Origin of the sequence: Cellulosimicrobium sp. NPDC057127 (assembly GCF_042670945.1) — a bacterium.
In the GTDB taxonomy this organism is placed as follows: Bacteria; Actinomycetota; Actinomycetes; order Actinomycetales; family Cellulomonadaceae; genus Cellulosimicrobium.
Window position 1 is genome coordinate 136,785 of the sequence record NZ_JBHUUP010000002.1, and the last position, 21,390, is coordinate 158,174.

At 73.9% G+C, this 21,390-nt stretch carries 23 protein-coding genes; 13 read left to right on the top strand and 10 right to left on the bottom strand.

Features of this window, described 5'->3' with window-relative positions:
- Positions 1–55: 55 nt before the first annotated feature.
- The 3 genes from ACFTZA_RS02355 (at position 56) to clpX (ending at position 2,972) form a co-directional block, all read left to right on the top strand.
- Positions 56–703, top strand: a complete 648-nt coding sequence (locus ACFTZA_RS02355) for an ATP-dependent Clp protease proteolytic subunit (RefSeq protein ID WP_378190341.1) — start codon at positions 56–58, stop codon at positions 701–703.
- A gap of 37 nt (positions 704–740) precedes the next feature.
- Positions 741–1,457: an ATP-dependent Clp protease proteolytic subunit gene (locus ACFTZA_RS02360; protein WP_378190343.1), complete on the top strand. Its 717-nt coding sequence runs from the start codon at positions 741–743 to the stop codon at positions 1,455–1,457.
- Positions 1,458–1,679: 222 nt separating this feature from the next.
- Positions 1,680–2,972 carry an ATP-dependent Clp protease ATP-binding subunit ClpX gene (clpX, locus tag ACFTZA_RS02365; RefSeq protein ID WP_378190344.1) on the top strand — a complete coding sequence of 431 codons (1,293 nt, stop codon included), beginning with the start codon at positions 1,680–1,682 and terminating at the stop codon, positions 2,970–2,972.
- Positions 2,973–3,087: 115 nt separating this feature from the next.
- Here clpX and ACFTZA_RS02370 read toward each other — a convergent pair whose 3' ends face one another.
- Positions 3,088–4,905 (bottom strand): AMP-dependent synthetase/ligase, encoded by a 1,818-nt coding sequence (locus tag ACFTZA_RS02370; RefSeq protein WP_378190346.1) that lies wholly within the window; start codon positions 4,903–4,905, stop codon positions 3,088–3,090.
- A gap of 144 nt (positions 4,906–5,049) precedes the next feature.
- Here ACFTZA_RS02370 and ACFTZA_RS02375 point away from each other — a divergent pair, with 144 nt between their 5' ends.
- Together ACFTZA_RS02375 and ACFTZA_RS02380 are read left to right on the top strand one after the other, a co-directional pair.
- Positions 5,050–5,421: a chorismate mutase gene (locus ACFTZA_RS02375; protein WP_378190348.1), complete on the top strand. Its 372-nt coding sequence runs from the start codon at positions 5,050–5,052 to the stop codon at positions 5,419–5,421.
- A 147-nt stretch (positions 5,422–5,568) separates the two neighbouring features.
- A complete protein-coding gene (locus ACFTZA_RS02380) occupies positions 5,569–6,768 on the top strand; it encodes a Vms1/Ankzf1 family peptidyl-tRNA hydrolase (protein ID WP_378190351.1) in 1,200 nt (399 codons plus the stop codon).
- Between the two features lie 67 nt (positions 6,769–6,835).
- On the opposite strand, the gene valS is transcribed toward ACFTZA_RS02380, so the two are convergent.
- A complete protein-coding gene (gene valS / locus ACFTZA_RS02385; RefSeq protein ID WP_378190352.1) occupies positions 6,836–9,685 on the bottom strand; it encodes a valine--tRNA ligase in 2,850 nt (949 codons plus the stop codon).
- A 196-nt stretch (positions 9,686–9,881) separates the two neighbouring features.
- On the opposite strand from valS, the gene ACFTZA_RS02390 reads away from it, so the two are divergent.
- The 3 genes from ACFTZA_RS02390 to ACFTZA_RS02400 are packed head-to-tail and all read left to right on the top strand — an operon-like array spanning position 9,882 to position 12,212.
- Positions 9,882–10,895 (top strand): TIGR03557 family F420-dependent LLM class oxidoreductase, encoded by a 1,014-nt coding sequence (locus tag ACFTZA_RS02390; protein WP_378190354.1) that lies wholly within the window; start codon positions 9,882–9,884, stop codon positions 10,893–10,895.
- Entirely contained in the window at positions 10,892–11,770 is an 879-nt protein-coding gene (gene cofE, locus ACFTZA_RS02395; RefSeq protein WP_378190357.1) for a coenzyme F420-0:L-glutamate ligase, read from the top strand. The genes ACFTZA_RS02390 and cofE overlap by 4 nt, the downstream gene beginning before the upstream one ends.
- Positions 11,771–11,825: 55 nt before the next feature.
- The gene (locus ACFTZA_RS02400) at positions 11,826–12,212 is read left to right on the top strand and encodes a hypothetical protein (protein WP_378190359.1); all 387 of its coding nucleotides are present in this window, start codon (positions 11,826–11,828) and stop codon (positions 12,210–12,212) included.
- Between the two features lie 12 nt (positions 12,213–12,224).
- Here the strand turns inward: ACFTZA_RS02400 and ACFTZA_RS02405 are convergent, their stop codons facing one another.
- The 5 genes from ACFTZA_RS02405 to ACFTZA_RS02425 all read right to left on the bottom strand — a co-directional run bounded on the left by ACFTZA_RS02405 (position 12,225) and on the right by ACFTZA_RS02425 (position 15,384).
- Positions 12,225–12,590 carry a VOC family protein gene (locus tag ACFTZA_RS02405; protein WP_378190361.1) on the bottom strand — a complete coding sequence of 122 codons (366 nt, stop codon included), beginning with the start codon at positions 12,588–12,590 and terminating at the stop codon, positions 12,225–12,227.
- A gap of 98 nt (positions 12,591–12,688) precedes the next feature.
- Positions 12,689–13,774: a glutathione S-transferase family protein gene (locus ACFTZA_RS02410; protein WP_378190363.1), complete on the bottom strand. Its 1,086-nt coding sequence runs from the start codon at positions 13,772–13,774 to the stop codon at positions 12,689–12,691.
- Between the two features lie 2 nt (positions 13,775–13,776).
- A complete protein-coding gene (locus tag ACFTZA_RS02415) occupies positions 13,777–14,373 on the bottom strand; it encodes an HhH-GPD-type base excision DNA repair protein (RefSeq protein WP_378190365.1) in 597 nt (198 codons plus the stop codon).
- A gap of 59 nt (positions 14,374–14,432) precedes the next feature.
- Positions 14,433–14,984, bottom strand: coding sequence for a GNAT family N-acetyltransferase (locus tag ACFTZA_RS02420; RefSeq protein ID WP_378190367.1), 552 nt, complete (start codon positions 14,982–14,984; stop codon positions 14,433–14,435).
- Between the two features lies 1 nt (position 14,985).
- Positions 14,986–15,384 carry a nitroreductase family deazaflavin-dependent oxidoreductase gene (locus ACFTZA_RS02425; protein ID WP_378190369.1) on the bottom strand — a complete coding sequence of 133 codons (399 nt, stop codon included), beginning with the start codon at positions 15,382–15,384 and terminating at the stop codon, positions 14,986–14,988.
- Positions 15,385–15,477: 93 nt separating this feature from the next.
- Between ACFTZA_RS02425 and ACFTZA_RS02430 the strand changes: the two genes are divergently transcribed.
- Complete coding sequence (locus ACFTZA_RS02430) at positions 15,478–15,981, top strand: metallophosphoesterase family protein (protein ID WP_378190371.1); 504 nt, start codon at positions 15,478–15,480, stop codon at positions 15,979–15,981.
- 39 nt (positions 15,982–16,020) lie between these two features.
- On the opposite strand, the gene ACFTZA_RS02435 is transcribed toward ACFTZA_RS02430, so the two are convergent.
- Complete coding sequence (locus tag ACFTZA_RS02435) at positions 16,021–16,959, bottom strand: AraC family transcriptional regulator (protein WP_378190373.1); 939 nt, start codon at positions 16,957–16,959, stop codon at positions 16,021–16,023.
- 137 nt (positions 16,960–17,096) lie between these two features.
- Here ACFTZA_RS02435 and ACFTZA_RS02440 point away from each other — a divergent pair, with 137 nt between their 5' ends.
- From ACFTZA_RS02440 to ACFTZA_RS02455, 4 genes are all read left to right on the top strand, one after another.
- The gene (locus tag ACFTZA_RS02440; protein WP_378190374.1) at positions 17,097–18,041 is read left to right on the top strand and encodes an NAD(P)H-binding protein; all 945 of its coding nucleotides are present in this window, start codon (positions 17,097–17,099) and stop codon (positions 18,039–18,041) included.
- Positions 18,038–18,496, top strand: coding sequence for an anthrone oxygenase family protein (locus tag ACFTZA_RS02445; protein ID WP_378190375.1), 459 nt, complete (start codon positions 18,038–18,040; stop codon positions 18,494–18,496). The genes ACFTZA_RS02440 and ACFTZA_RS02445 overlap by 4 nt, the downstream gene beginning before the upstream one ends.
- 71 nt (positions 18,497–18,567) lie before the next feature.
- Positions 18,568–19,008, top strand: a complete 441-nt coding sequence (locus tag ACFTZA_RS02450) for a CoA-binding protein (protein WP_378190377.1) — start codon at positions 18,568–18,570, stop codon at positions 19,006–19,008.
- Positions 19,005–19,433, top strand: coding sequence for a TIGR03667 family PPOX class F420-dependent oxidoreductase (locus ACFTZA_RS02455; protein WP_378190379.1), 429 nt, complete (start codon positions 19,005–19,007; stop codon positions 19,431–19,433). The genes ACFTZA_RS02450 and ACFTZA_RS02455 overlap by 4 nt, the downstream gene beginning before the upstream one ends.
- Positions 19,434–19,502: 69 nt before the next feature.
- On the opposite strand, the gene ACFTZA_RS02460 is transcribed toward ACFTZA_RS02455, so the two are convergent.
- The gene (locus ACFTZA_RS02460; RefSeq protein ID WP_378190381.1) at positions 19,503–20,357 is read right to left on the bottom strand and encodes a putative F420-0 ABC transporter ATP-binding protein; all 855 of its coding nucleotides are present in this window, start codon (positions 20,355–20,357) and stop codon (positions 19,503–19,505) included.
- Positions 20,354–21,349: a putative F420-0 ABC transporter permease subunit gene (locus ACFTZA_RS02465; protein WP_378190764.1), complete on the bottom strand. Its 996-nt coding sequence runs from the start codon at positions 21,347–21,349 to the stop codon at positions 20,354–20,356. Before ACFTZA_RS02465 ends, ACFTZA_RS02460 begins: the two co-directional genes overlap by 4 nt.
- Between the last annotated feature and the right edge of the window lie 41 nt (positions 21,350–21,390).

A 21,390-nucleotide genomic window follows, 5' to 3' on the forward strand; every position in this document is an offset into this window, starting at 1 on the left:
CCGGACCCGGCCAGAGCAGCGCAGGCGGGTGCGACCCGCGGGAGCGACGAAGGAGATGGAAGTGAACGAGCTGTACCTGCCGTCCGACGCGACCGGCCCGGTGGCACGCACCGAGGGCCCGGGCTTCGGCCTCAACGACTCCATCTACAACCGGCTCCTCAAGGAGCGCATCATCTGGCTCGGGTCGGAGGTGCGCGACGAGAACGCGAACGCCATCTGCGCGCAGATGATGCTGCTCGCCGCGGAGGACCCGGAGAAGGACATCTGGCTGTACATCAACTCGCCCGGCGGGTCGATCACGGCCGGCATGGCGATCTACGACACCATGCAGTACATCCAGCCGGACGTCGCGACCATCGCGATGGGCATGGCTGCCTCGATGGGGCAGTTCCTGCTCTCCTCGGGCACCAAGGGCAAGCGGTACGCCACGCCCCACGCCCGCGTGATGATGCACCAGCCGTCCGGCGGCATCGGCGGCACGGCGACGGACGTGCGGATCAACGCGCAGCTCATCATGCACATGAAGCGGGTGCTCTCGGAGCTGACCGCCGAGCAGACCGGCCAGTCGCTGGAGCAGATCATCAAGGACAACGACCGGGACAACTGGTTCACGGCCGAGGAGGCGAAGGAGTACGGCTTCGTCGACCACGTCGTCACGAACGCGTCGTCGGTGACCGGCGGCGGCGGCACCACGGCCTCCTGACCCGCACCCGGACCCAGACTTCACCCGAGGAGAACCCGTGAGCTTCAGCGCCGAGTCCCAGTACCTGTCCACCGCGCAGCGCCTCGCCGGCCCGGCGGCGCGCCCCGGCGGCGTCGCCCTGCCCGGCGGCGCGCCGTCGGCCCGCTACGTGCTCCCGCAGTTCGAGGAGCGCACGGCGTACGGCTTCAAGCGCCAGGACCCGTACACCAAGCTGTTCGAGGACCGCATCATCTTCCTGGGTGTCCAGGTCGACGACGCGTCCGCGGACGACGTCATGGCCCAGCTGCTCGTGCTCGAGAGCCAGGACCCGGACCGCGACGTCATCCTCTACATCAACTCGCCGGGCGGGTCGTTCACCGCGATGACCGCGCTCTACGACACGATGCAGTACATCAAGCCGCAGATCCAGACGGTCTGCCTCGGGCAGGCGGCGTCGGCGGCGGCGGTGCTGCTCGCCGCGGGGCAGCCGGGCAAGCGTCTCGCCCTGCCCAACGCGCGCGTGCTCATCCACCAGCCCGCGATGGAGGGCGGCGGCTACGCGCAGGCGTCCGACATCGAGATCCACGCGAACGAGCTGATCCGGATGCGCGAGTGGCTCGAGGACACGCTCGCGCTGCACTCGGGCAACCCGATCGAGCAGGTCCGTCAGGACATCGAGCGCGACAAGATCCTCACCGCCGAGCAGGCGAAGGAGTACGGCCTCGTCGACCAGGTCCTCGAGAGCCGCAAGGCCGTGGCGGTCAACACGCCCTGATCGCGCGTCCTCGTCGCGCCGCCGCATCCCTCGGGACGCGGCGGCGCGTCGTCCTCGGACACGGAACGGCATCGATCGCGGCGGATGTGCACCGACACCGGGGAGCCCACCTGACAACGGGGTCCCCGTGGTGTGGAATGGGACGAAGGACCTGCTGCGACGTGGACGGCGGGCCTGTGCCGGGCGGAGGGACGCCCGGTCACCCGGACAAGGAGACGCTACGTGGCTCGTATCTCGGACGGCGCTGACCTGCTGAAGTGCTCGTTCTGCGGGAAGTCGCAGAAGCAGGTCAAGAAGCTCATCGCGGGCCCCGGCGTGTACATCTGCGACGAGTGCATCGACCTCTGCAACGAGATCATCGAGGAGGAGCTCGCCGAGGCCACCGAGCTGGGGCTCGTCGAGCTGCCGAAGCCGCGGGAGATCTTCGAGTTCCTCGGGCAGTACGTCATCGGTCAGGACCCGGCGAAGCGCGCGCTCGCCGTCGCGGTCTACAACCACTACAAGCGCGTCCAGGCGGGCGAGTCGACGAAGCCGTCGAGCTCCGAGGACGGCGACCACGTCGAGCTGGCGAAGTCGAACATCTTGCTGATCGGTCCGACGGGGACGGGTAAGACGTATCTGGCGCAGACGTTGGCGCGGATGTTGAACGTGCCGTTCGCGATCGCGGACGCGACGGCGTTGACGGAGGCGGGGTACGTCGGTGAGGACGTGGAGAACATCCTGCTGAAGCTGGTGCAGGCGGCGGACTTCGACGTGAAGAAGGCCGAGCAGGGCATCATCTACATCGACGAGATCGACAAGGTGGCGCGCAAGGCGGAGAACCCCTCGATCACGCGGGACGTCTCGGGTGAGGGTGTGCAGCAGGCGTTGCTGAAGATCATCGAGGGCACCAGTGCGTCGGTGCCGCCGCAGGGTGGGCGCAAGCACCCGCACCAGGAGTTCATCCAGGTCGACACCTCGAACGTGCTGTTCATCGTGGCGGGGGCGTTCGCGGGGTTGGACGACATCGTGGCGGCGCGGGCGCGCAAGCGGGGTGTGGGGTTCGGGGCGCCGATCGACACGGGGGCGGGGGAGGACCTGTTCGCGCAGGTGCTGCCCGAGGACCTGCACCGGTACGGGTTGATCCCGGAGTTCATCGGGCGTCTGCCGGTGATCGCGTCGGTGGGGGCGTTGGACCGTGACGCGTTGGTGCGGATCCTGACGCAGCCGAAGAACGCGCTGGTGCGTCAGTACCAGCGGATGTTCGCGATCGACGGGGTGGAGCTGGAGTTCACCGAGACCGCGGTGGAGGCGGTGGCCGAGCAGGCGCTGCTGCGCGGGACCGGGGCCCGGGGGCTGCGCGCGATCATGGAGGAGGTGCTGCAGCAGGTCATGTTCGACGTGCCGTCCCGTGATGACGTGGAGAAGGTCGTGATCACCCGCGAGGTCGTGCTCGACAACGTCAACCCGACCCTGGTGCCGCGCACCACCACCACCGCCGCCCGCTCCCGCACGCCGCGCGAGAAGTCCGCCTGACCCGTCCGCGCCCAGCACGACGTCGGTGTCGTTCTGCTTGCGATCACGGCACCGAGGTCGTGGTTGACCCGAGGTCGTGGTCGACGGCGAGCAGGTGCATGGTCACCGGCGGCGGTCAGGCGTCGGTCGTGACCGGGCTGCCGTAGAGGTCGTCGATCGTGGAGGCGAAGTCCGCGACGACGGCTGCTCGCTTCACCTTGAGGGACGGCGTGAGGTAGCCGTTGTCCTCGGTGAGGTCGGTCGTCAGGACCGTGATCTTGCGGATCGACTCCGCGCGGGAGACCGCCTCGTTGGCGCGCTCGACGGCGCGGTCGAGCGCGGCGAGGACGTCGGGGTGGTCCGCGGCGGTCTCGACGTCCATCGCGGGCAGGCCGTGCGAGGACAGCCAGCCCGGGAGCATCTCGGCGTCGAGCGTGACGAGCGCGCCGATGAAGGGCCGGTGGTCGCCCACCACGACGACCTGGCTCACGAGCGGGTGCGCGCGCAGCCGGTCCTCGAGGACGGCCGGTGCGACGTTCTTGCCGCCGGCGGTCACGATGATCTCCTTTTTGCGCCCCGTGATCCGCAGGTACCCGTCCTCGTCGAACGAGCCCAGGTCGCCGGTGCGGAACCAGCCGTCCTCGAGCGCTTCGGCCGTGAGGTCGGGGCGGTTGCGGTAGCCGCGGAACACGTGGTCGCCCCGGACGAGGAGCTCGCCGTCGGCGTCGGTCCGCAGGGCGGTGCCCGGGAACGCCGGCCCTACCGTCCCGATCTTCGTCAGCCCGGGCAGGTTGACCGCGGTGGGCGCGGTCGTCTCCGTGAGCCCGTAGCCCTCGAGGATGCGCAGCCCCACGCCGCGGAAGAAGTGCCCCAGCCGCTCGCCGAGCGGGGCGCCGCCGGAGATCGAGTGCGTGAGGCGGCCGCCCATCGCGCCGCGCAGCGTGCGGTAGACGAGGCGGTCGGCGAGCGCGTGCTGGACGCGCAGGGCGAGCGACGGTCCGCGGGGCGTGTCGAGGGCACGGGAGTACGCGATGGCGACCTTCGCCGCCCAGTGGAACGGCTTGGCCTTGCCGCTCGCGCGCGCCTTCTGCTCCGCGCCGTTGTAGACCTTCTCGAACACGCGCGGCACGGCGAGCAGGAAGGTGGGCCGGAAGGAGCCGAGGTCGGCGACCAGGTTCTTCGTGTCGGCGCTGTGCGCGAGGACGGAGTCCGCCGCGACCACGACGACCTGGATGAGCCGGGCGAACACGTGCGCGAGCGGGAGGAACAGGAGGGTCCGCGCCCCGGGGGAGTCCAGGATCTCGGCGAGGCCGGCGCGCCCGTTGAGCGCGAGGTGGACGAAGTTGCGGTGCGTGAGCTCGACGCCCTTGGGGCGCCCTGTCGAGCCGGAGGTGTAGATGATCGTCGCGAGGTCGTCCGCCCGCTGCGCCGCCCGTCGCCGGTCGATCTCCTCGGCGGGGACGGCGGTGGCCGCGGCGCGCAGCGCGTCGACCGCGCCGTCGTCGATCACCAGCACGTCGGCGAGCGCGGGGAGGCGGTCCCGCACCTCGGCCAGCGTCGCGGCGTGGTCCGCGGTCTCGACGAGGGCGAGGCGCACGTCGGCGTCCGAGCAGATCCAGTGCACCTGGTCCGGCGAGGACGTCTCGTACACCGGGACGGGCACCGCGCCGACCGCCCAGAGGGCGAAGTCGAGCAGGGTCCACTCGTAGCGCGTGCGGGCCATGATCGCGACGTGGTCGCCGGCCGCGACGCCGCGGGCGACGAGCCCGCGTGCGACGGCCAGGACGTCGTCGGAGAAGTCCTGCGCCGTCATCGGGGTCCACCCGGTGCCGGAGGCGTCCCGGCGCTCGATCATCGTCGCGGAGGCGCCCCGCTCGACGCGGTCGGTGAGGAGGGTGCTGATCGTCGCCCGGGGAGAGACCTCGACGAGGCTCGGCGACGCGTGGTCCGTCATGAAGGGCTCTCCGGTGAGTGGACGGTCGGGACGGCGTGCACTTTACCCCGGACGAGCGGTACCGCGTTCCGCGCGCACCCCGGACGAGCGGTACCGCGTTCCGCGCGCACCCCGGCGGACGGTCGCGGCGCCTACGATCGGACGGTGACGACCACACCCCAGGGACCCGCGGCGACGGGCGTGCCCGGCGACCTGCCGCCCGAGATCCTCACCCTGCGCGAGAGCATCGACAACATCGACGCCGCTCTCGTGCACCTGCTCGCCGAGCGGTTCAAGTTCACGCGCCGCGTCGGGGAGCTCAAGGCGGCGGGCGGGCTGCCTCCCGCCGACCCGGCACGGGACCGGCAGCAGATCGAGCGGCTCACGGGCATCGCGTCGAGCGCCGGGCTCGACCCGGACTTCGCCGAGGCGTTCCGCGAGTTCATCGTCGGAGAGGTCATCCGGCACCATCGCTCCATCGCGGACGAGCTCCGCGCCCGCGGCGGCTCCGCGCCGGTGCTCGACACGTACGGCTGAGCGCCCGTCGTCGCCGGGACTCCCGCCGACGACCGGGCACGGTCCGCGGTGGCGAGACCGCGGGATCGGACACAGGCTAGGGGGACGTCGCGGTCGTCCGATCGACGCCGTGGCGGCACCCGCTCCCGATCCGACTGAGGTGTTCGCATGAAGATCGACTGGCTCAAGCCCCTGCTCGGCCACCCGGGCCCGTTCGCCACCGTCTACATCGACGCGACGAGGGCCAACGAGGTGGGGTACCGCGAGGTGGAGAACCGGTGGAAGGGCGTGCGCCGCGAGCTGCACCAGCAGGGCGCTCCCGACTCGGTGCTCGACGCGCTCGAGGAGGTGGCGCTGCGGCCGACGCGGGTGGCCGGACCCCACGGGCGGGTGCTGATCGCGGACGAGGACGGGGTCCTCGTCGACAGGGTCCTGCAGGAACCGCCGGCGATGACCCAGGGCCGCTGGGACCAGGTGCCCGCGCTGCTGCAGGCGGCTCGCGCGGGCGACGAGGCGGTGCGTCACGTGCGCGTCGCGGTCGACCGGACGGGCGCCGACATGGTGTGGTCCGACGCTGCCGGCTACGTGACCTCGGCGGAGACGGAGACGGTCCAGGGCGACCACGACGTCATCAACAAGGTGAGCGCCGGCGGCTGGGGGCAGCGCCGTGTCGAGACCCGCGCCGAGGACTCCTGGGAGCGCAACGCGGAGACCGTCGCGGCGGAGCTCGAGCGCCAGGTCGGCGAGCACCGTCCCGAGGTCGTGCTGCTCACGGGCGACGTGCGCTCCGTGCCGCTCGTGCGTCGCGCGCTGGGCCGGGCAGTCGAGGAGATCGTCGTCGAGGTGCCGGGTGGCGGCCGTGCCGCCGGCATCCAGGAGGCCGCGTTCGAGGAGCACGTCTCCGACGCGCTCGACAGCTTCCGGGAGCGGCGCCGTGAGAAGGTGCTCGCCGAGTTCCGGCAGGAGCAGGGACGCGAGTCCGGCGCCGTGACGTCGGTCGACGACGTCGTGACGGTCCTGTCGCGAGGCCAGGTGGAAGAGCTCATCCTCGCCGACGCGTACGCCCAGGACACGAGCCCCGACGGCCGCACGCTGTGGATCGGGCCGAGCCCCATGCACATCGCCGCCTCGCGGTCAGAGCTCGAGGCGCTCGGCGTGAGCGAGGGGCTCGAGGAGCTGCCGGCGCCCATCGCGCTCGTGCGCGCCGCGATCGGCCAGGACGCGGGCGTGACGTTCGCCCCCGACGGCAGCGTCGAGCTGATCGGAGGCGTCGGCGCGACCCTGCGCTGGTCGGACGAGGGCACGCCCAAGGAGGTGGCGGCGACCATGTCCGGCGACGACTCGCGCCTGCGCGGCGAGGTCATCTGACCCGGCACCCCCAGGTACGACGACGCCCTCCCCGCATCGCGGGGAGGGCGTCGTGCTGCACGAGGTCTCAGCCCTTGCGGCGCTGCTCCGGCTCGCCGAGCTCGGAGGAGACGACGACGATCCCGCCCTGGACCGCTGCGTCGCCCTGACCCTCGGTCGCCTCGACGAGGTCGAGCGACCCGGTGACGCGCCCGCCGTTGCGGACGTCGACGACGGCGGCCTCGACGCCGGCGAGCGACGCGGCGGGGACCGCGACGGTCGCCGCGAGGATCGGCGTGCGCATCGACACCTTCGCCTCCGACTTGATCTTGCGCAGTGCGGCGAGCGCGTGGCCGGCGGCGGCGAGCACGGCCGGGTCGGCCCCCTGGGCCGCCGAGCGCGCGACGTCGGGCGTCGGCCACGAGGCGCGGTGGATCGAGCCCTCGGACGCGCGCCACCAGGACCACACCTCCTCCGTCGCGAACGGCACGAAGGGCGCGAACAGGCGCAGGAGCGTGTCGAGCGCGATCGCGAGCGCGACGCGCGCCGAGGCTGTCTCCGCGGACACCTCGGCGGCCGCGGCGCCCGCACCGTAGGCACGGTCCTTGACGAGCTCGAGGTAGTCGTCGCAGAACGTCCAGAAGAACGTCTCGGTGAGCTCGAGCGCGCGCGTGTGGTCGTACGCCTCGAACGCGTCCGTCGCGCGGGCGACCACGTCGGCGAGGCCCGCGAGCATCGCGCGGTCCAGCGTCTCGGTGACGAGGGCCGGGTCGAGCACGATCGTGTGGCTCGCGCCCTCGCCCGCCTCGGGGTCGGCGCCGAACGACAGCGCGAACTTCGAGGCGTTGAGGATCTTGATCGCGAGACGGCGGCCGATCTTCATCTGGCCGACCTCGAACGCCGCGTCCGTGCCGAGGCGGGCGGACGCCGCCCAGTACCGCACCGCGTCCGAGCCGTGCTCCTCGAGCAGGCCCATGGGCGTGACGACGTTGCCCTTGGACTTCGACATCTTCTTGCGGTCGGGGTCGAGGATCCAGCCCGAGATCGCGGCGTTCTTCCACGGCAGCGAGCCGAACTCGAGGTGCGAGCGCACGACGGTCGAGAACAGCCACGTGCGGATGATGTCCTGGCCCTGGGGGCGCAGGTCCATGGGGAACACGCGCTCGAACAGGTCGGGGTCGACCTCCCAGCCGCCCGCGATCTGCGGCGTGAGCGACGACGTCGCCCACGTGTCCATGATGTCGGTCTCGCCGACGAACCCGCCGGGCTCGCCCCGCTGGTCCTCGGTGTAGCCGACCGGCACGTCGGAGGACGGGTCGACCGGGAGCACGTCCTCGGTCGGCACGATCGGGTGGTCGTGGTCCACCTCGCCGGTGGGCAGCACCGGGTACCAGAGCGGGATCGCCACGCCGAAGAAGCGCTGGCGCGAGACGAGCCAGTCGCCGTTGAGGCCCCCGACCCAGTTCTCGTAGCGCACGCGCATGAAGTCGGGGTGGAAGTCGAGCTCCTTGCCCCGCTCGAGCAGCTCACCGCGCAGGTCGCGGGCACCGCCGTCGGCCGTCGTCCAGTCGCGCCCGCCGTTGCGGATGTACCACTGCCGCGACGTGACGATCTCGAGCGGCTTGTCGCCCTTCTCGAAGAAGTTCGCCTTGCGCTGCGTCGCCACGGGCTCGCCCTCGAGGTCGCCGGACGCGCGCAGCGCGTCCACGACGGCGGTCCGCGCCGAGAACGTCGTCTTGCCGGCGAGCTCCTCGAACGCGGCACGACCGTGCGCGGAGACGATCCACTCCGGCGTCTCGCGGACGATGCGCCCGTCGCGCTGGATGATCGAGCGCGTCGGCAGCTGCAGCTCGCGCCACCACTGGACGTCCGTCAGGTCGCCGAACGTGCAGCACATCGCGATGCCCGCGCCCTTGTCGCGCTCGGCGGCCGGGTGGGCGAGGACGGGCAGCTCGACGTCGAACAGCGGCGAGCGCACGGTGGTGCCGAAGAGGTGCTGGTACCGCTCGTCGTCCGGGTGCGCGACGAGCGCGACGCACGCGGGGAGCAGCTCGGGCCGGGTGGTCTCGATGTGCACGACCTCGCCCGTGGCCTCCTGGCCGTCGGCGCCGACGCGGTGGAACGCGACCTTGTGGAAGTGGCCCGGGTAGTCGCGCGCCTCGAGCTCGGCCTGGGCCACCGCCGTCTGGAACGTCACGTCCCACAGTCCGGGAGCCTCGGCCTGGTAGGCCTCGCCGCGCCCGAGGTTGCGCAGGAACGCGCGCTGGGCGGCCGTGCGCGAGCGCGCGTCGATCGTCTGGTAGTGCTGCGCCCAGTCGACCGAGAGGCCGAGCCGGCGCCACAGCGCCTCGAACTGCTTCTCGTCCTCGGCCGTCAGGCGCTCGCACAGCTCGATGAAGTTGCGCCGGCTCACCGGCACCTGGTCCGAGAGCTTCGGCGCCTTGCCCGCTCCGTCCTCGATCCCCTCGTGCGGGGGCTCGAAGCCCTCCACGTAGGGCAGCGTCGGGTCGCACCGCACGCCGTAGTAGTTCTGCACGCGGCGCTCGGTGGGCAGGCCGTTGTCGTCCCAGCCCATGGGGTAGAACACCTCGAGCCCGCGCATGCGCTGGTAGCGCGCGACGACGTCGGTGTGCGTGTACGAGAAGACGTGGCCGACGTGCAGCGAGCCCGACACGGTGGGCGGCGGGGTGTCGATGGAGAACACCTGCTCGCGCGTCCGCGTGCGGTCGAACGCGTACGTGCCCTGCTCGGTCCAGCGCGCGTCGTACGTCGCCTCGAGCCCGTCCAGGCTCACGCGGTCGGGTACTCCCGCGACCACCGCGCGGACGACGTCGGCGGCCGGGGAGGGCGCGGTGGCGTTGTCGGGGGCAGCGGTCGGGGCGGCGAGGTCCGGGGTCCGGGTCGGCTCCGCGGGCCCGCCGTGCGGGAAGTCGCTCATGGTCCACCATCTTCCCAGATCGCCGGGCCGCCCGGCGACGCGGTCCCGCGGTCCGGGACGGCTCAGGCGCCGCCCCGGTGCACGGCCGGCAGAGCCGGCGTCGCGCGGCTCCTCGACGTGGACCCGGACCTGGCCGCGACGGCCGACGGCGTCGGGCACGCTGGCGCGGTGCGCGCGGAGAACTAGGCTCGACGGCATGACCTCACCCGCCTCGGACCTCACCGTCGGCTACGCCGCCATGCTCGAGCAGTTCCACCCCACGGAGGCGGTCGCGCTCTCCGCCTACGCCGAGGAGCACGGCTTCTCCGGCACCATGGCCGCGGACCACTTCCAGCCGTGGGTCCCGGCGCAGGGGCAGTCGGCGTTCGTCTGGAACGTCCTGGCCGCGCTCGGCGAGCGCACGCGCGGCGACCTCGGCCCGGGGGTCACGGCCCCGACCTTCCGCTGGCACCCGGCGATGGTCGCGCAGGCGTCGGCGACGCTCGCCGCCATGTACCCCGGCCGGCACTGGCTGGGGCTCGGCTCGGGGGAGGCGCTCAACGAGCACGTCGTGGCCGGGTACTGGCCCGAGGCCCCGGAGCGCATCAACCGCATGTTCGAGGCGATCGACGTCATCAAGAAGCTCTTCGCCGCGTCGCTGGCGGGCAAGGACGTCAAGCACTCCGGGACGTTCTACAAGATGGAGTCCACGCGGCTGTGGACCATGCCCGAGGTCCCGCCGGAGATCCTCGTGGCCACGGCGGGGCCCGTGACCGCGAAGCGCGCGGGCAAGCACGCCGACGGCCTCATCACGGTGGGCGCGCCCCTGGAGAAGATCTCCATGCTGTTCGGCAAGTTCGACGACGGCGTGCGCGAGTCCGGGCGCGACCCGCAGACGATGCCGAAGGTGCTCCAGCTGCACCTCTCCTGGGCCGGTACCGACGAGGAGGCGCTCGCGAACGCGATGACCGAGTGGCCCAACGGCGGGATGAAGTTCCCCAAGGCCGACATCCGCTCGCCGCACGACTTCGAGCAGATGGCCAAGCTCGTGCGTCCCGAGGACTTCGAGGGCCGCATGGTGATCTCGGCCGACCCCGACGAGCACCGCGCGTACATCCAGAAGTTCGTCGACCTCGGCTTCGACCGCATCTACCTCCACAACGTGGGGCGCAACCAGCGCGAGTGGATCGAGGTCTTCGGCCGCGACGTGCTGCCGAAGCTCAGCCGGTGAGCGTGCCCGGGCCCGGCTCCGCGCCGCGCACCGGAGCGGCGGCGCCCCGCCTGGCGGTGTGGGCGCCGTCGGGCCTGGGGGAGGTGCGGCCCGGCGACGACCTCGCCGCGCTCGTCGGCGACCTGCTCGCCCAGGACGCCAGCGCCTCCGGCGACCCGCTCGCCGAGGGAGACGTGGTCGTCGTGACGAGCAAGGTCGTGTCGAAGGCGGAGGGCCGCGTCGTCGCGGCGGACGACCGCGAGCAGGCGATCACCGACGAGACGGTGCGGGTCGTGGCGTCGCGACCCCGACCCGGCCTCCCGCCCCTGCGGATCGTCGAGAACCGGCTCGGGCTCGTCATGGCGGCGGCCGGCGTCGACGCGTCCAACACGCCCGAGGGCACCGTGCTGCTCCTGCCGGTCGACCCGGACGCCTCCGCGCGTGCGCTGCGCGCCGCCCTGCGCGACCGCTTCGGCCTCGACCGGCTCGGGGTCGTCGTGACCGACACGACGGGGCGGGCGTGGCGCGACGGCCTGGTGGACGTCGCGATCGGTGCCGCGGGGATCGCGACGGCCGACGACCTGCGGGGCGGCGTCGACGCGCACGGGCGGCCGTTGTCCGTCACCGTCACCGCGGTCGCGGACGAGGTCGCGTCGGCGAGCGAGCTCGTGCGGGGCAAGGCCGACGGTCGGCCCGTCGCGGTCGTGCGCGGGCTGGCCCGGCACGTGCGGTCCGACGACGGCCCCGGGGCGCGCGTCCTCGTGCGCCCGTCCGCGGACGACCTGTTCCGCGAGGGCAGCGCCGAGGCGTACGCCCGCGGCGTCGCCGACGGGTACCGGGAGGGCTTCGAGGAGGGCTTCCGCGAGGGCTCGGGCAACGAGCCCGTCACGCACTGAGGGGCGCCGGCAGAAAGGGGTCGCCCGTGCAGGCTCCGGCGGCTAGCGTGCCGGCATGCTGCCCGCCGACTGGATCGCCCACCGCCGCCCCGCCGACCGCGAGCCCGTGGGCTGGATCCGCCCCGAGGGCGAGAGCTGGGTGGCGGTGTCGCTCCTCGGCCGAGAGGTCACCGGACCGGTCGACTGGCTCGCCGCCGAGGAGGCGCTCGAGGACACGGGCCTGGCGTGGCTGGCCGACGTGTGGATGCTCGAGCGTCCCGGCGACGAGCCCGTCCGGGTGCGGATCGTCGAGGTCACGCCCGACGGCGTCGTCGTCCAGACCGACGACTTCGGGGCGGTCGACGCGCCCGTCGAGCGGTACGCGCTGCCGTGGCCGGCGCCGGACGCGCTGCGCCCGCGCCGCGCCGACGACCCCGACGGCCGGGTGTGGCACGGGCGGTGAACGCAGGGAGCGTCAGCCCCCGTCGGTCGTGCCCTCGTAGAGCCCGACGTGGTTGCCGTCCGGGTCCGTGAAGATGGCCCACCACGACGTGGGGCTGATCTCGGAGCGCTCCATGACGACGGTGCCGCCGGCCTCGCGCACCTTGTCGAGCGTCTCGTCGATGGAGTCGACCTCGACGTAGCTGCGGGGCTGCGTGAAGTCCTCGGAGCGCGGAGCCAGCCCTCCGCCGCTGATCTTGTTCGGGGCCTGCCACATCGGGTAGCCCTCGTAGCCGGGCACCTCGGCGATCTGCCAGCCGAAGAGCCCTTCGTAGAACGTCGCGGCCCGGCCGGTGTCGCTGACCGGGATGTCGATGTGCGTGATGTCGCCGTGCGCCACGGTTCCTCCAGGGACGAGCCGGTGGCGGGCGGGTCCGCCCGCCACTGGTCAGCGTAGAGCCGGCGCCCAGGGCGCACCAGGGCCCGGGGCGCGGGCGCTCAGGGCGCGAGCGGCGAGTGCCCGGCCTGTACGCGCTCCGCGTCGGGCACCGGGCCGGGCGGCGTGCCGTCACCGAAGGGGCGCCCACCGAGGGCCTCGCGTCCGTGGGGGCTCAGCCAGCCCTCGAGATCCGGCCCTGCGGGCACGATCCCGGACGGGTTGATGTCCGTGTGCACCCGGTAGTAGTGCTGCTTGATCTGCACGAAGTCGACGGTGTCGCCGAAGCCGGGCGTCTGGAACACGTCGCGCGCGTACGCCCACAGCGCCGGCATCTCGGTAAGCTTCTCCCGGTTGCACTTGAAGTGCCCGTGGTACACCGCGTCGAACCGCACGAGGGTCGTGAAGAGCCGCACGTCCGCCTCGGTGATCGTGTCGCCGACGAGGTACCGCCGGTCCGTGAGCCGCTCCTCGAGCCGGTCGAGCGCGCGCCACAGGCGGTCGTAGGCGCGCTCGTAGGCCTGCTGCGACCCGGCGAAGCCGCACCGGTAGACGCCGTTGTTCACCTCGGTGTAGACGTCCTGCATCACCGCGTCCAGCTCGTCACGGTGGGCGTCCGGCAGCAGGTCCGGGGCGCCGTCGCGGTGGAACGCGCCCCACTCGGTCGACAGGTCGAGCGTGATCTGCGCGAAGTCGTTCGTCACGACGGCGCCCGTCGTCACGTCGACGAGGGCCGGGACGGTGATGCCGCGCGGGTACTGCGGGTCGCGCGCGAAGTACGCCTCCTGCAGCCGCTCGATCCCCAGCACGGGGTCCCGGCCGTCAGGGTCGAGGTCGAAGGTCCACGAGCGCTCGTCGTGCACGGGCCCCGCGAGGCCCATCGACAGCACGTCCTCCAGGCCGAGCAGGCGGCGCACGATGATCGCCCGGTTCGCCCACGGGCACGCGCGCGCCGCGACGAGCCGGTACCGGTCCGGCTCGACGGGGAACCCGTCCCGCCCGTCGGCGGTGACCCGCGTCTCGATGTAGCGGGTGTCGCGCGTGTACTCCTTGCCCGGGACGGAGTACGTCCCTGCGCGGGAGTGCTCCTCGTGCTCGGCCGTCTGGTCGGTGGTCCGGTCGGTCGTGCCGGTCGTCGAGTCCTGCATCCTCAGCCCTTCGCCGCGCGTGCCGCGGCCTTCGCCGCCTTCTTCGTCGCCCGCACCTCGTCGAGCGAGCCCTGGTCGGTCACGTCCGCGATCGAGCGTCGCGACCCCTCCTCGCCGTACGCGCCGGCCGCCTCGCGCCAGCCGGTGGGCTGCATGCCGTACTGCTTGCCGAGCAGCGCGAGGAAGATGCGGGCCTTCTGCTCCCCGAAGCCGGGCAGCGCCTTGAGCCGGCGCAGCACGAGTGCGCCGTCGGGCGCGTCGCCCGACGGCGCGGGGTCGGTCCACAGGCGCGTCACGTCGCCGTCGTAGTCGTCGACGACGGCGCGCGCCACCGCCTGCACGCGGCCCGCCATCGAGCCGGGGTAGCGGTGGATCGACGGCGGCGTGGAGGCCATGGCCGAGAACTCCTCGGGGTCGGCCTCGGCGATCCGGCGCACGTCCAGCCCGCCCATGCGGCCGGCGATCTTCGCGGGACCCGCGAACGCCGTCTCCATCTGCACCTGCTGGTCGAGCAGCATCCCGACGAGCAGGGCGAACGGGTCGCTGGACAGCAGCTGGTCGGCCTCCGGGTCGCCGGTGAGCCACAGGTCGCGTGCCATGCCGCCATCATCGCAGGCACGTCCCCGGCGAGCCTCACGGAGGCCCGGGCGCGCCGGGCTCAGCGCACCATACGGATCTCGGCGAGGCCGCCGAACCGCGGGTCCGACGCCTCGCGCGTGCCGTCGGCCGCGAACCCGTGCCGGTGGTAGAAGGCCACGGCGCGGGCGTTGCGCTCCGCGACCCAGAGCTCCGCGGACGTCCCGGGCGGGACGGCGGCCTCGAGCAGCGCGGCTCCCGCGCCGGTCCCGTGCCAGGCCGCGAGCACGTAGAGCGAGTAGAGCTCGAGGTCGCGCACGGGCGGGTGCGCGACGTGCGCGCCGACGTGCGGGCGTCCCGACATCGCGAAGCCGACGACCGCGCCGTGCGCCTCGGCGACCACGATGCTCCCGCCCCGGGGCGGGCGGGTCAGCCGTCGGTGCCACCAGGCGGCGCCGGCCTCGGGCTCGGCGGCCTCCCACGACGCCGGTGGCAGGAGGTCGGTGTAGGTCTCGGTCCAGCAGCGGTGCTCCACCGCGCCCAGCGCCGTGGCGTCGTCGGGCCGTGCCGGGCGCAGCCGCAGCGGCGACGTCGTGCGCGCAGCCTCCGGCGCGCCCCCCTCGTGCAGCGTCACGTCAGCTCCTGCGCAGCCGGCCGGTGCGGAACTCGTCCACGCCGAGGAGCCGCAGCGCGACGCGCACGGGCGCGGGGACGAGGCGTGCGCCGTCCTCGCCCGTGACCCGCCGTACGTCGTCGACGACGTACTCCTCGCCGCGCCGCTCCAGGACGAACGAGCCCGCGGCGTCGACGTTGCGGACCCAGTCGACGTCCGGCCCGTACGTCAGGGCCAGGACGACGCGCACGCGGCCCCCGTCGCGGTACGCGAACGCGAAGACGGGCGTGCGGCGGTCCAGTCCGCTGCGCCGTCCGACGTGCCGCACGACGGCCATCGGTCCGACGCCGGTGGCGACGCGCAGCATGAGCGGGTTGAGCACGTGCTTGTTGGACCGGGCGACCCAGCGGGGGAGCGGCATCCGTCCATCGTCGCCCATGAACCCGTCGGCGCAAGGCGTCCGACCGCGCGTCGGCCAGGAGCATGTCCCGGGGCGGCGACCTAGGGTGGGCGCGTGGCCACCCGCCTGCTCCTGCTCGCCGACACCCACGTGCCCGCCCGGGCCCGTGCGCTGCCGGACCAGGTGTGGCGCGCGGTCGACGCCGCGGACGTCGTCGTCCACGCGGGCGACTGGGTGACCGTGGACCTGCTCGACGCGCTCGAGGCCCGCGCGGCGCGGCTCGTCGGCGTGGCGGGCAACAACGACGGGCCGGACCTGCACGCCCGGCTGCCGGAGGTGTCGCGCGCGACGATCGAGGGACTGCGCGTCGCCGTCGTGCACGAGACCGGGGGCAAGGACGGCCGTGAGCGGCGCGCGGACGCGGCCTACCCGGACACGGACCTGCTCGTCTTCGGGCACAGCCACATCCCGTGGGACACGCTCACCCCCGGCGGGCTGCGGCTGCTCAACCCCGGCTCGCCGACGGACCGCCGCCGCCAGCCGGTGTGCACGTACCTGACCGCGACGGTCGACGACGGCACGCTGCGGGACGTGGAGCTCGTGCCCGTCGACCGCTGATCCCGGGGGTCGCCCGCCGGCGGTGGCGGGAGGACGGCGTCAGGCGGCGCGGGCGCGCTCCCGGTGCTCCGCCGGGCTCATGCCCCGCACCCGCTTGAACGCGGCGCTCAGCGCGAACGGCGTGCCGTACCCGACGGCGCGTGCGACCGACGCGAGGGTCGCGCCGTCCTGGAGCAGCAGGTCCGCCGCGAGGTCGAGGCGCCACCCGGTGAGGTAGGTCATGGGAGGCTCTCCGACGAGCTCGGTGAACCGTCGCGAGAACGCCGCGCGCGAGAGACCGACCTCCCGGGCGAGCGCGTCGACCGTCCACGCGCGGGCCGGGTCGTGGTGGACGAGGCGCAGGGCCGCCCCCACGACGGGGTCGGCGTCGGCGCGGTACCAGCCCGGGGCGCCCGGCCGGGACAGCCACGTGCGCAGGCACGCGATGAGCAGCAGGTCGAGCAGCCGGTCGAGCACCGCCTCCTGCCCCGGGAGGTCGTGCACCACCTCGCGCGCGAGCATCGCGACGAGCGCGCCGTCGACGTCGCCGCGACGCAGCACGACGCGCTGGGGGAGCACCCGCAGGATGCGGCGCCCGACCTCGCCGTCGAGCGGGTACGTCCCGGTGACGATCACCGTCTCGCCGTCGGGGTCGTTGCCCCACGAGCGCACGCCGAGCACGGTCATGGGCGACGGTCCGCCGTCGACGGCCCGGCACATGTCCGACGCGGGGCCGACGACGACCTGCGGCGCGGTCGCCGGCGAGTCGGCGACCACGTAGTGCTCGGGACCGCGGAACAGCACGACGTCGCCCTCGCCGACGTGCACCCCCTGCTCGCCGCCGCCGGGGCCGACCCACGCCGACCCGCGCAGCACCGGCACGATCGTCAGCGGCGCCTCGTCCTCGATCCGCATGGCCCACGGCGCCCGAAGGTGGCTGCGCAGGAGGAACGCGCCCCGCGCGCGCGGGCCGTCGAGCAGTCCGGCGACGACGTCCATGACGCGAGCGTAGACCGCGCGTCGGCGACTCGGAAGACGATCGCGCATGCGCGCGAGCCGTTCGACGATGGAGCGTCTCGACGCGGGTCGCTTGACTGGAACCCGTCCGGATCCACCCCGCAGCCCAGGAGACGACCATGACGACGACACCGGCCCCCACCACGACGCCCGCGCAGGCCACCATCCCGAACCCCGCCACGACGTCCCGCTCGGTGCCCGCCGACGGCCCGGGCGCGTACGTGGTCCTCGGCGCCACGGGGAAGTCCGGCCGCCGCGTGGCCGACCGCCTCGACGCGCTCGGCCTGCCCGTGCGCCGCACCTCGCGCGGCGCCGGCCCAGGGACCACCCGGTTCGACTGGGAGGACCAGGCGACGTGGGCCCCCGCGCTCGCCGGCGCCGAGGCGGTCTACGTCGCGTACGCGCCCGACCTCGCCGTCCCCGGAGCGCCGGAGACCGTCACGCGTCTCGCCGAGGTCGCCCGCGCCGCCGGCGTCCGCCGCCTCGTCCTGCTCTCCGGCCGGGGAGAGACGGAGGCGCAGCGCGCCGAGGCGATGGTCGCGCGGGCGTTCCCCGCCCGCACCGTCGTACGGTGCGCGTTCTTCGCCCAGAACTTCAGCGAGAGCTTCCTGCTCAACGCCGTCCACGACGGCGTGGTCGCCCTCCCCGTGGACCAGGTCGCCGAGCCGTTCGTCGACCTGGAGGACGTCGCCGACGTCGCCGTCGCCGCCCTGACCGACGACGCGCACGCAGGCCAGGTGCACGAGCTCACCGGACCGCGCCTCATGACCTTCGCCGACGCCGTCGCGGAGATCGCCGCAGCGAGCGGGCGCCCGGTCGCGTACGTGCCGATCAGCAACGGCGAGTTCACCGCCGCCCTCCGGGCCGAGGGCGTGCCCGACGACGCCGTCGCGCTCCTCGACTACCTGTTCACCGAGGTGCTCGACGGGCGTGGTGCGCACGTCACGGACGACGTGCGACGCGTGCTCGGGCGGGCGCCGCGCGACGTCGGGGAGTTCGCGCGGCGCGAGGCCGCCGCCTGGTCGGTCACGACCGTCGCTCCCGGTACGGCAGGTCGGTCGTGAGCGGGTACGACGTCCTCGTCGTCGCGGCCGCGGTCGCGACCGGCCTCGCGGGCGGCGTGCTGTACGCGTTCTCGGCGTTCGTCATGGCCGGGCTGCGCCGGCTCGAGCCCGCCGCCGGCGCGACGGCGATGCGGTCGATCAACGTGACCGCCGTCCGGCCGCCGCTCATGCTGCTCCTCGCGGCGTCCGTGCTCCTGCCCGCGGGCGCGGCGGTCGTCGGCCTCGTCGGCGATGAGCCCGGTGCCGCGTGGGCCGTCGCGGGCGCGGTCGTCGCGCTCGTCGGGATCCTCGGGATCACCGGCGTGGGGAACGTGCCCCTGAACGACCGGCTCGAGGCCGCCGCCGACCCGGGGACCGAGTGGGCCACCTTCGTCCCGCGGTGGCTCGCGTGGAACCACGTGCGCACCGCCGCCGGTGCGCTCGCCGCGACGCTGCTCGTCGTCGCCGTGGCGTGACGCCGGGCCGGTCGTGCCGCGGTCCGGGCCGGGCGCGGAATGGGCGCGGCGGGCCGACCGTTGTGACGGGCATGACCAGTGACGAGCACGCGACGAGCCAGCCGACCGACGACGGCACGATCCGCCGGGTCCTCCAGGACACCGGGACGTGGGCCGTCGTGGGCCTGTCGAACAACACCGCGCGGGCCGCCTACGGCGTCGCACGCGTGCTGCAGCAGCACGGCAAGCGCGTCGTGCCCGTCCACCCGTCGGCCGAGACGGTGCACGGCGAGCAGGGCTACGCCTCGCTCGCGGACATCCCGTTCCCGGTCGACGTCGTCGACGTCTTCGTCCGCTCCGAGCTCGCGGGGGACGTCGCGGACCAGGCGGTCGCGATCGGCGCGAGGGCGGTGTGGTTCCAGCTCGACGTGATCGACGAGGACGCGGCGCGGCGCGTGCGCGACGCGGGGCTCGACATGGTCATGGACCGCTGCCCGGCGATCGAGCTGCCGCGGCTCGGGAGCGCGGCATGAGCGCCGTCCTCGACCCCGGTACCGAGCTCGGCCGCCGCGCCGCCGCCCGGCTCGCCGACGAGAAGGTCCTGTGGCTCGTCACCGTCGACCCGGAGGGCACGCCGCAGCCGACGCCGGTCTGGTTCCTGTGGGGCGCCGGCGGCGACGTCGTGCTCCAGAGCCAGCCGCGCACCGCCAAGCTGCGCAACGTGCGGGCCAACCCGCGCGCTGCGCTGCACCTCAACAGCACCCCCTCCGGCGGGGACGTCGTCGTGCTCACCGGCACGGCGGCCGTCGACGACGCCGGCCTCACGCCGGCCGAGCGCGCCGCGTACGACGAGAAGTACGCCGACGACATCCGCGACCTCGGGACGACGCCGGACGCGTTCCACGCCGACTACTCGGTGACCGTGCGGGTGCAGCTCGAGCGGCTGCGCGGCTTCTGAGCGGGACCGGTCCTGAGTGGTACCGACCAGGACAGGCCCGGACCGACCGGACTGCCGCGCGACGGCCGCTCAGCCGCGCGGCGTGAACGTGAGGACGGGGCGCCCGGTGCGCGGGTGCGCGAGCACGTCGGTGCGCACGCCGTAGACCGGGTCGAGCACGTCGGGGACGAGCACGTCGTGCACGTCGCCCGCGGCGACGACGCGCCCGCCGGACAGCAGCACCACGTGGTCGCACGTCTGTGCCGCGAGGGTGAGGTCGTGCAGGGCCGCGAGCACCGTCACGCCGGCGCCGGCGAGGCGGCGCAGCACCTGCATCGCGTCGAGCTGGGCGGCGATGTCGAGGTGGTTCGTGGGTTCGTCGAGCATCAGCAGCTCGGGCTCCTGGGCGAGCGCGCGGGCCATGTGCACGCGCTGGCGCTCGCCGCCCGACAGCGTCGCGACCTCGCGGTCAGCGAACGCCTCCATCCCGACGGTGCACAGCGCGTCGTGCGCGATCGCGCGGTCCGCGGCCGAGTCGCCCGCGAGCAGCGAGCGGTGCGGGATGCGGCCGAGGAGGACGGCGTCGAGCACCGTGAGCGGCAGGTCGGTCGTGACGTCCTGCTCGACGAGCGCGAGGACGCGTGCGCGGCGGCGGCGCGGCAGCCCGAGCAGGTCCTCTCCCGCGAACCGGACCCGAGCGGGCACCGGGCCCCCGTCCGGTGCCTGGACGCCGGCGAGGACGCGCAGGAGGGTCGACTTGCCGGACCCGTTCGGTCCGAGCAGCCCGCTCACCGCGCCACGAGGCGCCGTGACGTCGACGCCGTCGAGGACGAGCCGCCCCTCGACGGACCACGAGACGCGCGCGGCGTCGAGCCCGTCTCCGGGGCGCGTGTCGGGCGCGACCCCGACGCGCGCCGGGTCCCGGTCGGTGCGCAGGTCCGTCATGCCGTCCTCCTCCCGCGCCACAGCAGCAGCGCGAACACCGGGGCGCCCACGGCGGCGGTGACGATGCCGACGGGCAGCTCGCGTGGCGCGAACACCGTGCGGGCGAGCGTGTCGGCCCAGACCAGGAACGTCGCCCCGAACAGCGCCGAGAGAGGCAGCAGCAGCCGGTGCCGCGCGCCCGTGAGCAGCCGGACCGCGTGCGGGAGGATCAGGCCGACGAACCCGATCGACCCGGACTGGGACACGAGCGCACCGGTGAGCAGCGCGACGCCGACGAGCAGCAGCCAGCGCACGCGCGCGACCGGGATGCCGAGAGCGGCCGCGGCGGTGTCGCCGAACGTGAACGCGTCGAGGACGGACCCCGTCGAGGCGAGCAGGCTGCCCAGCACGAGGGTCGCGAGGCCCGCGACGGCGACGGACGTCCACGTCGCGCCGGCGACCGAGCCCATGAGCCACGAGAGGATCTCGCGGTAGGAGTCGCCGGTCGCGGACCAGAAGATGACGAAGCTCGTCGCGGCGGCGGCGAGCTGGCTCACCGCGAGGCCGGCGAGGACGGTGCGCGTGGGCGTGATGGTCCCGACCGCGCCCGCGAGGGCGAGGGCCGCCACGAGCGCCGCGACCGCGCCGCCGAACGCGGCGACGGGCAGCAGCACCGTCCACCCGACGACGAGCACGAGCACCGCGCCGAGCGACGCGCCCGACGACAGCCCGAGCAGGTACGGGTCGGCGAGCGGGTTGCGCGTGAGCGACTGCATGACGACGCCGCACACCGCGAGCCCCGCACCGACGGCCGCGGCGGTGAGCACGCGCGGCAGCCGCAGCTGCCACACCATGCCGTCCTGGAGCGCCCCGAGGGGCTCGAGCCCGAGCAGCCCGCCGAGCCCGAGGTGCGTCGCGACCGACCGCCCCACGTCGCCGACGGACAGGTCCGCGGGCCCGAGCGTCACGGCCACGAGGACCGTGACGAGCAGCGCGACGAGGCCCACCGGCAGCCACCAGGCCGCGCCGCGCCGCGGGCGCGCACTTGCCGCCG

Coding starts and splice junctions, on each gene's coding strand:
- ACFTZA_RS02355 (WP_378190341.1), top strand. CDS start 56: ATGGAAGTGAACGAGCTGTACCTGCCGTCCGACGCGACCGGCCCGGTG.
- ACFTZA_RS02370 (WP_378190346.1), bottom strand. CDS start 4,905: ATGACGGACCACGCGTCGCCGAGCCTCGTCGAGGTCTCTCCCCGGGCG.
- ACFTZA_RS02380 (WP_378190351.1), top strand. CDS start 5,569: ATGAAGATCGACTGGCTCAAGCCCCTGCTCGGCCACCCGGGCCCGTTC.
- valS (WP_378190352.1), bottom strand. CDS start 9,685: ATGAGCGACTTCCCGCACGGCGGGCCCGCGGAGCCGACCCGGACCCCG.
- ACFTZA_RS02390 (WP_378190354.1), top strand. CDS start 9,882: ATGACCTCACCCGCCTCGGACCTCACCGTCGGCTACGCCGCCATGCTC.
- ACFTZA_RS02400 (WP_378190359.1), top strand. CDS start 11,826: ATGCTGCCCGCCGACTGGATCGCCCACCGCCGCCCCGCCGACCGCGAG.
- ACFTZA_RS02410 (WP_378190363.1), bottom strand. CDS start 13,774: ATGCAGGACTCGACGACCGGCACGACCGACCGGACCACCGACCAGACG.
- ACFTZA_RS02415 (WP_378190365.1), bottom strand. CDS start 14,373: ATGGCACGCGACCTGTGGCTCACCGGCGACCCGGAGGCCGACCAGCTG.
- ACFTZA_RS02425 (WP_378190369.1), bottom strand. CDS start 15,384: ATGCCGCTCCCCCGCTGGGTCGCCCGGTCCAACAAGCACGTGCTCAAC.
- ACFTZA_RS02435 (WP_378190373.1), bottom strand. CDS start 16,959: ATGGACGTCGTCGCCGGACTGCTCGACGGCCCGCGCGCGCGGGGCGCG.
- ACFTZA_RS02440 (WP_378190374.1), top strand. CDS start 17,097: ATGACGACGACACCGGCCCCCACCACGACGCCCGCGCAGGCCACCATC.
- ACFTZA_RS02450 (WP_378190377.1), top strand. CDS start 18,568: ATGACCAGTGACGAGCACGCGACGAGCCAGCCGACCGACGACGGCACG.
- ACFTZA_RS02455 (WP_378190379.1), top strand. CDS start 19,005: ATGAGCGCCGTCCTCGACCCCGGTACCGAGCTCGGCCGCCGCGCCGCC.
- ACFTZA_RS02460 (WP_378190381.1), bottom strand. CDS start 20,357: ATGACGGACCTGCGCACCGACCGGGACCCGGCGCGCGTCGGGGTCGCG.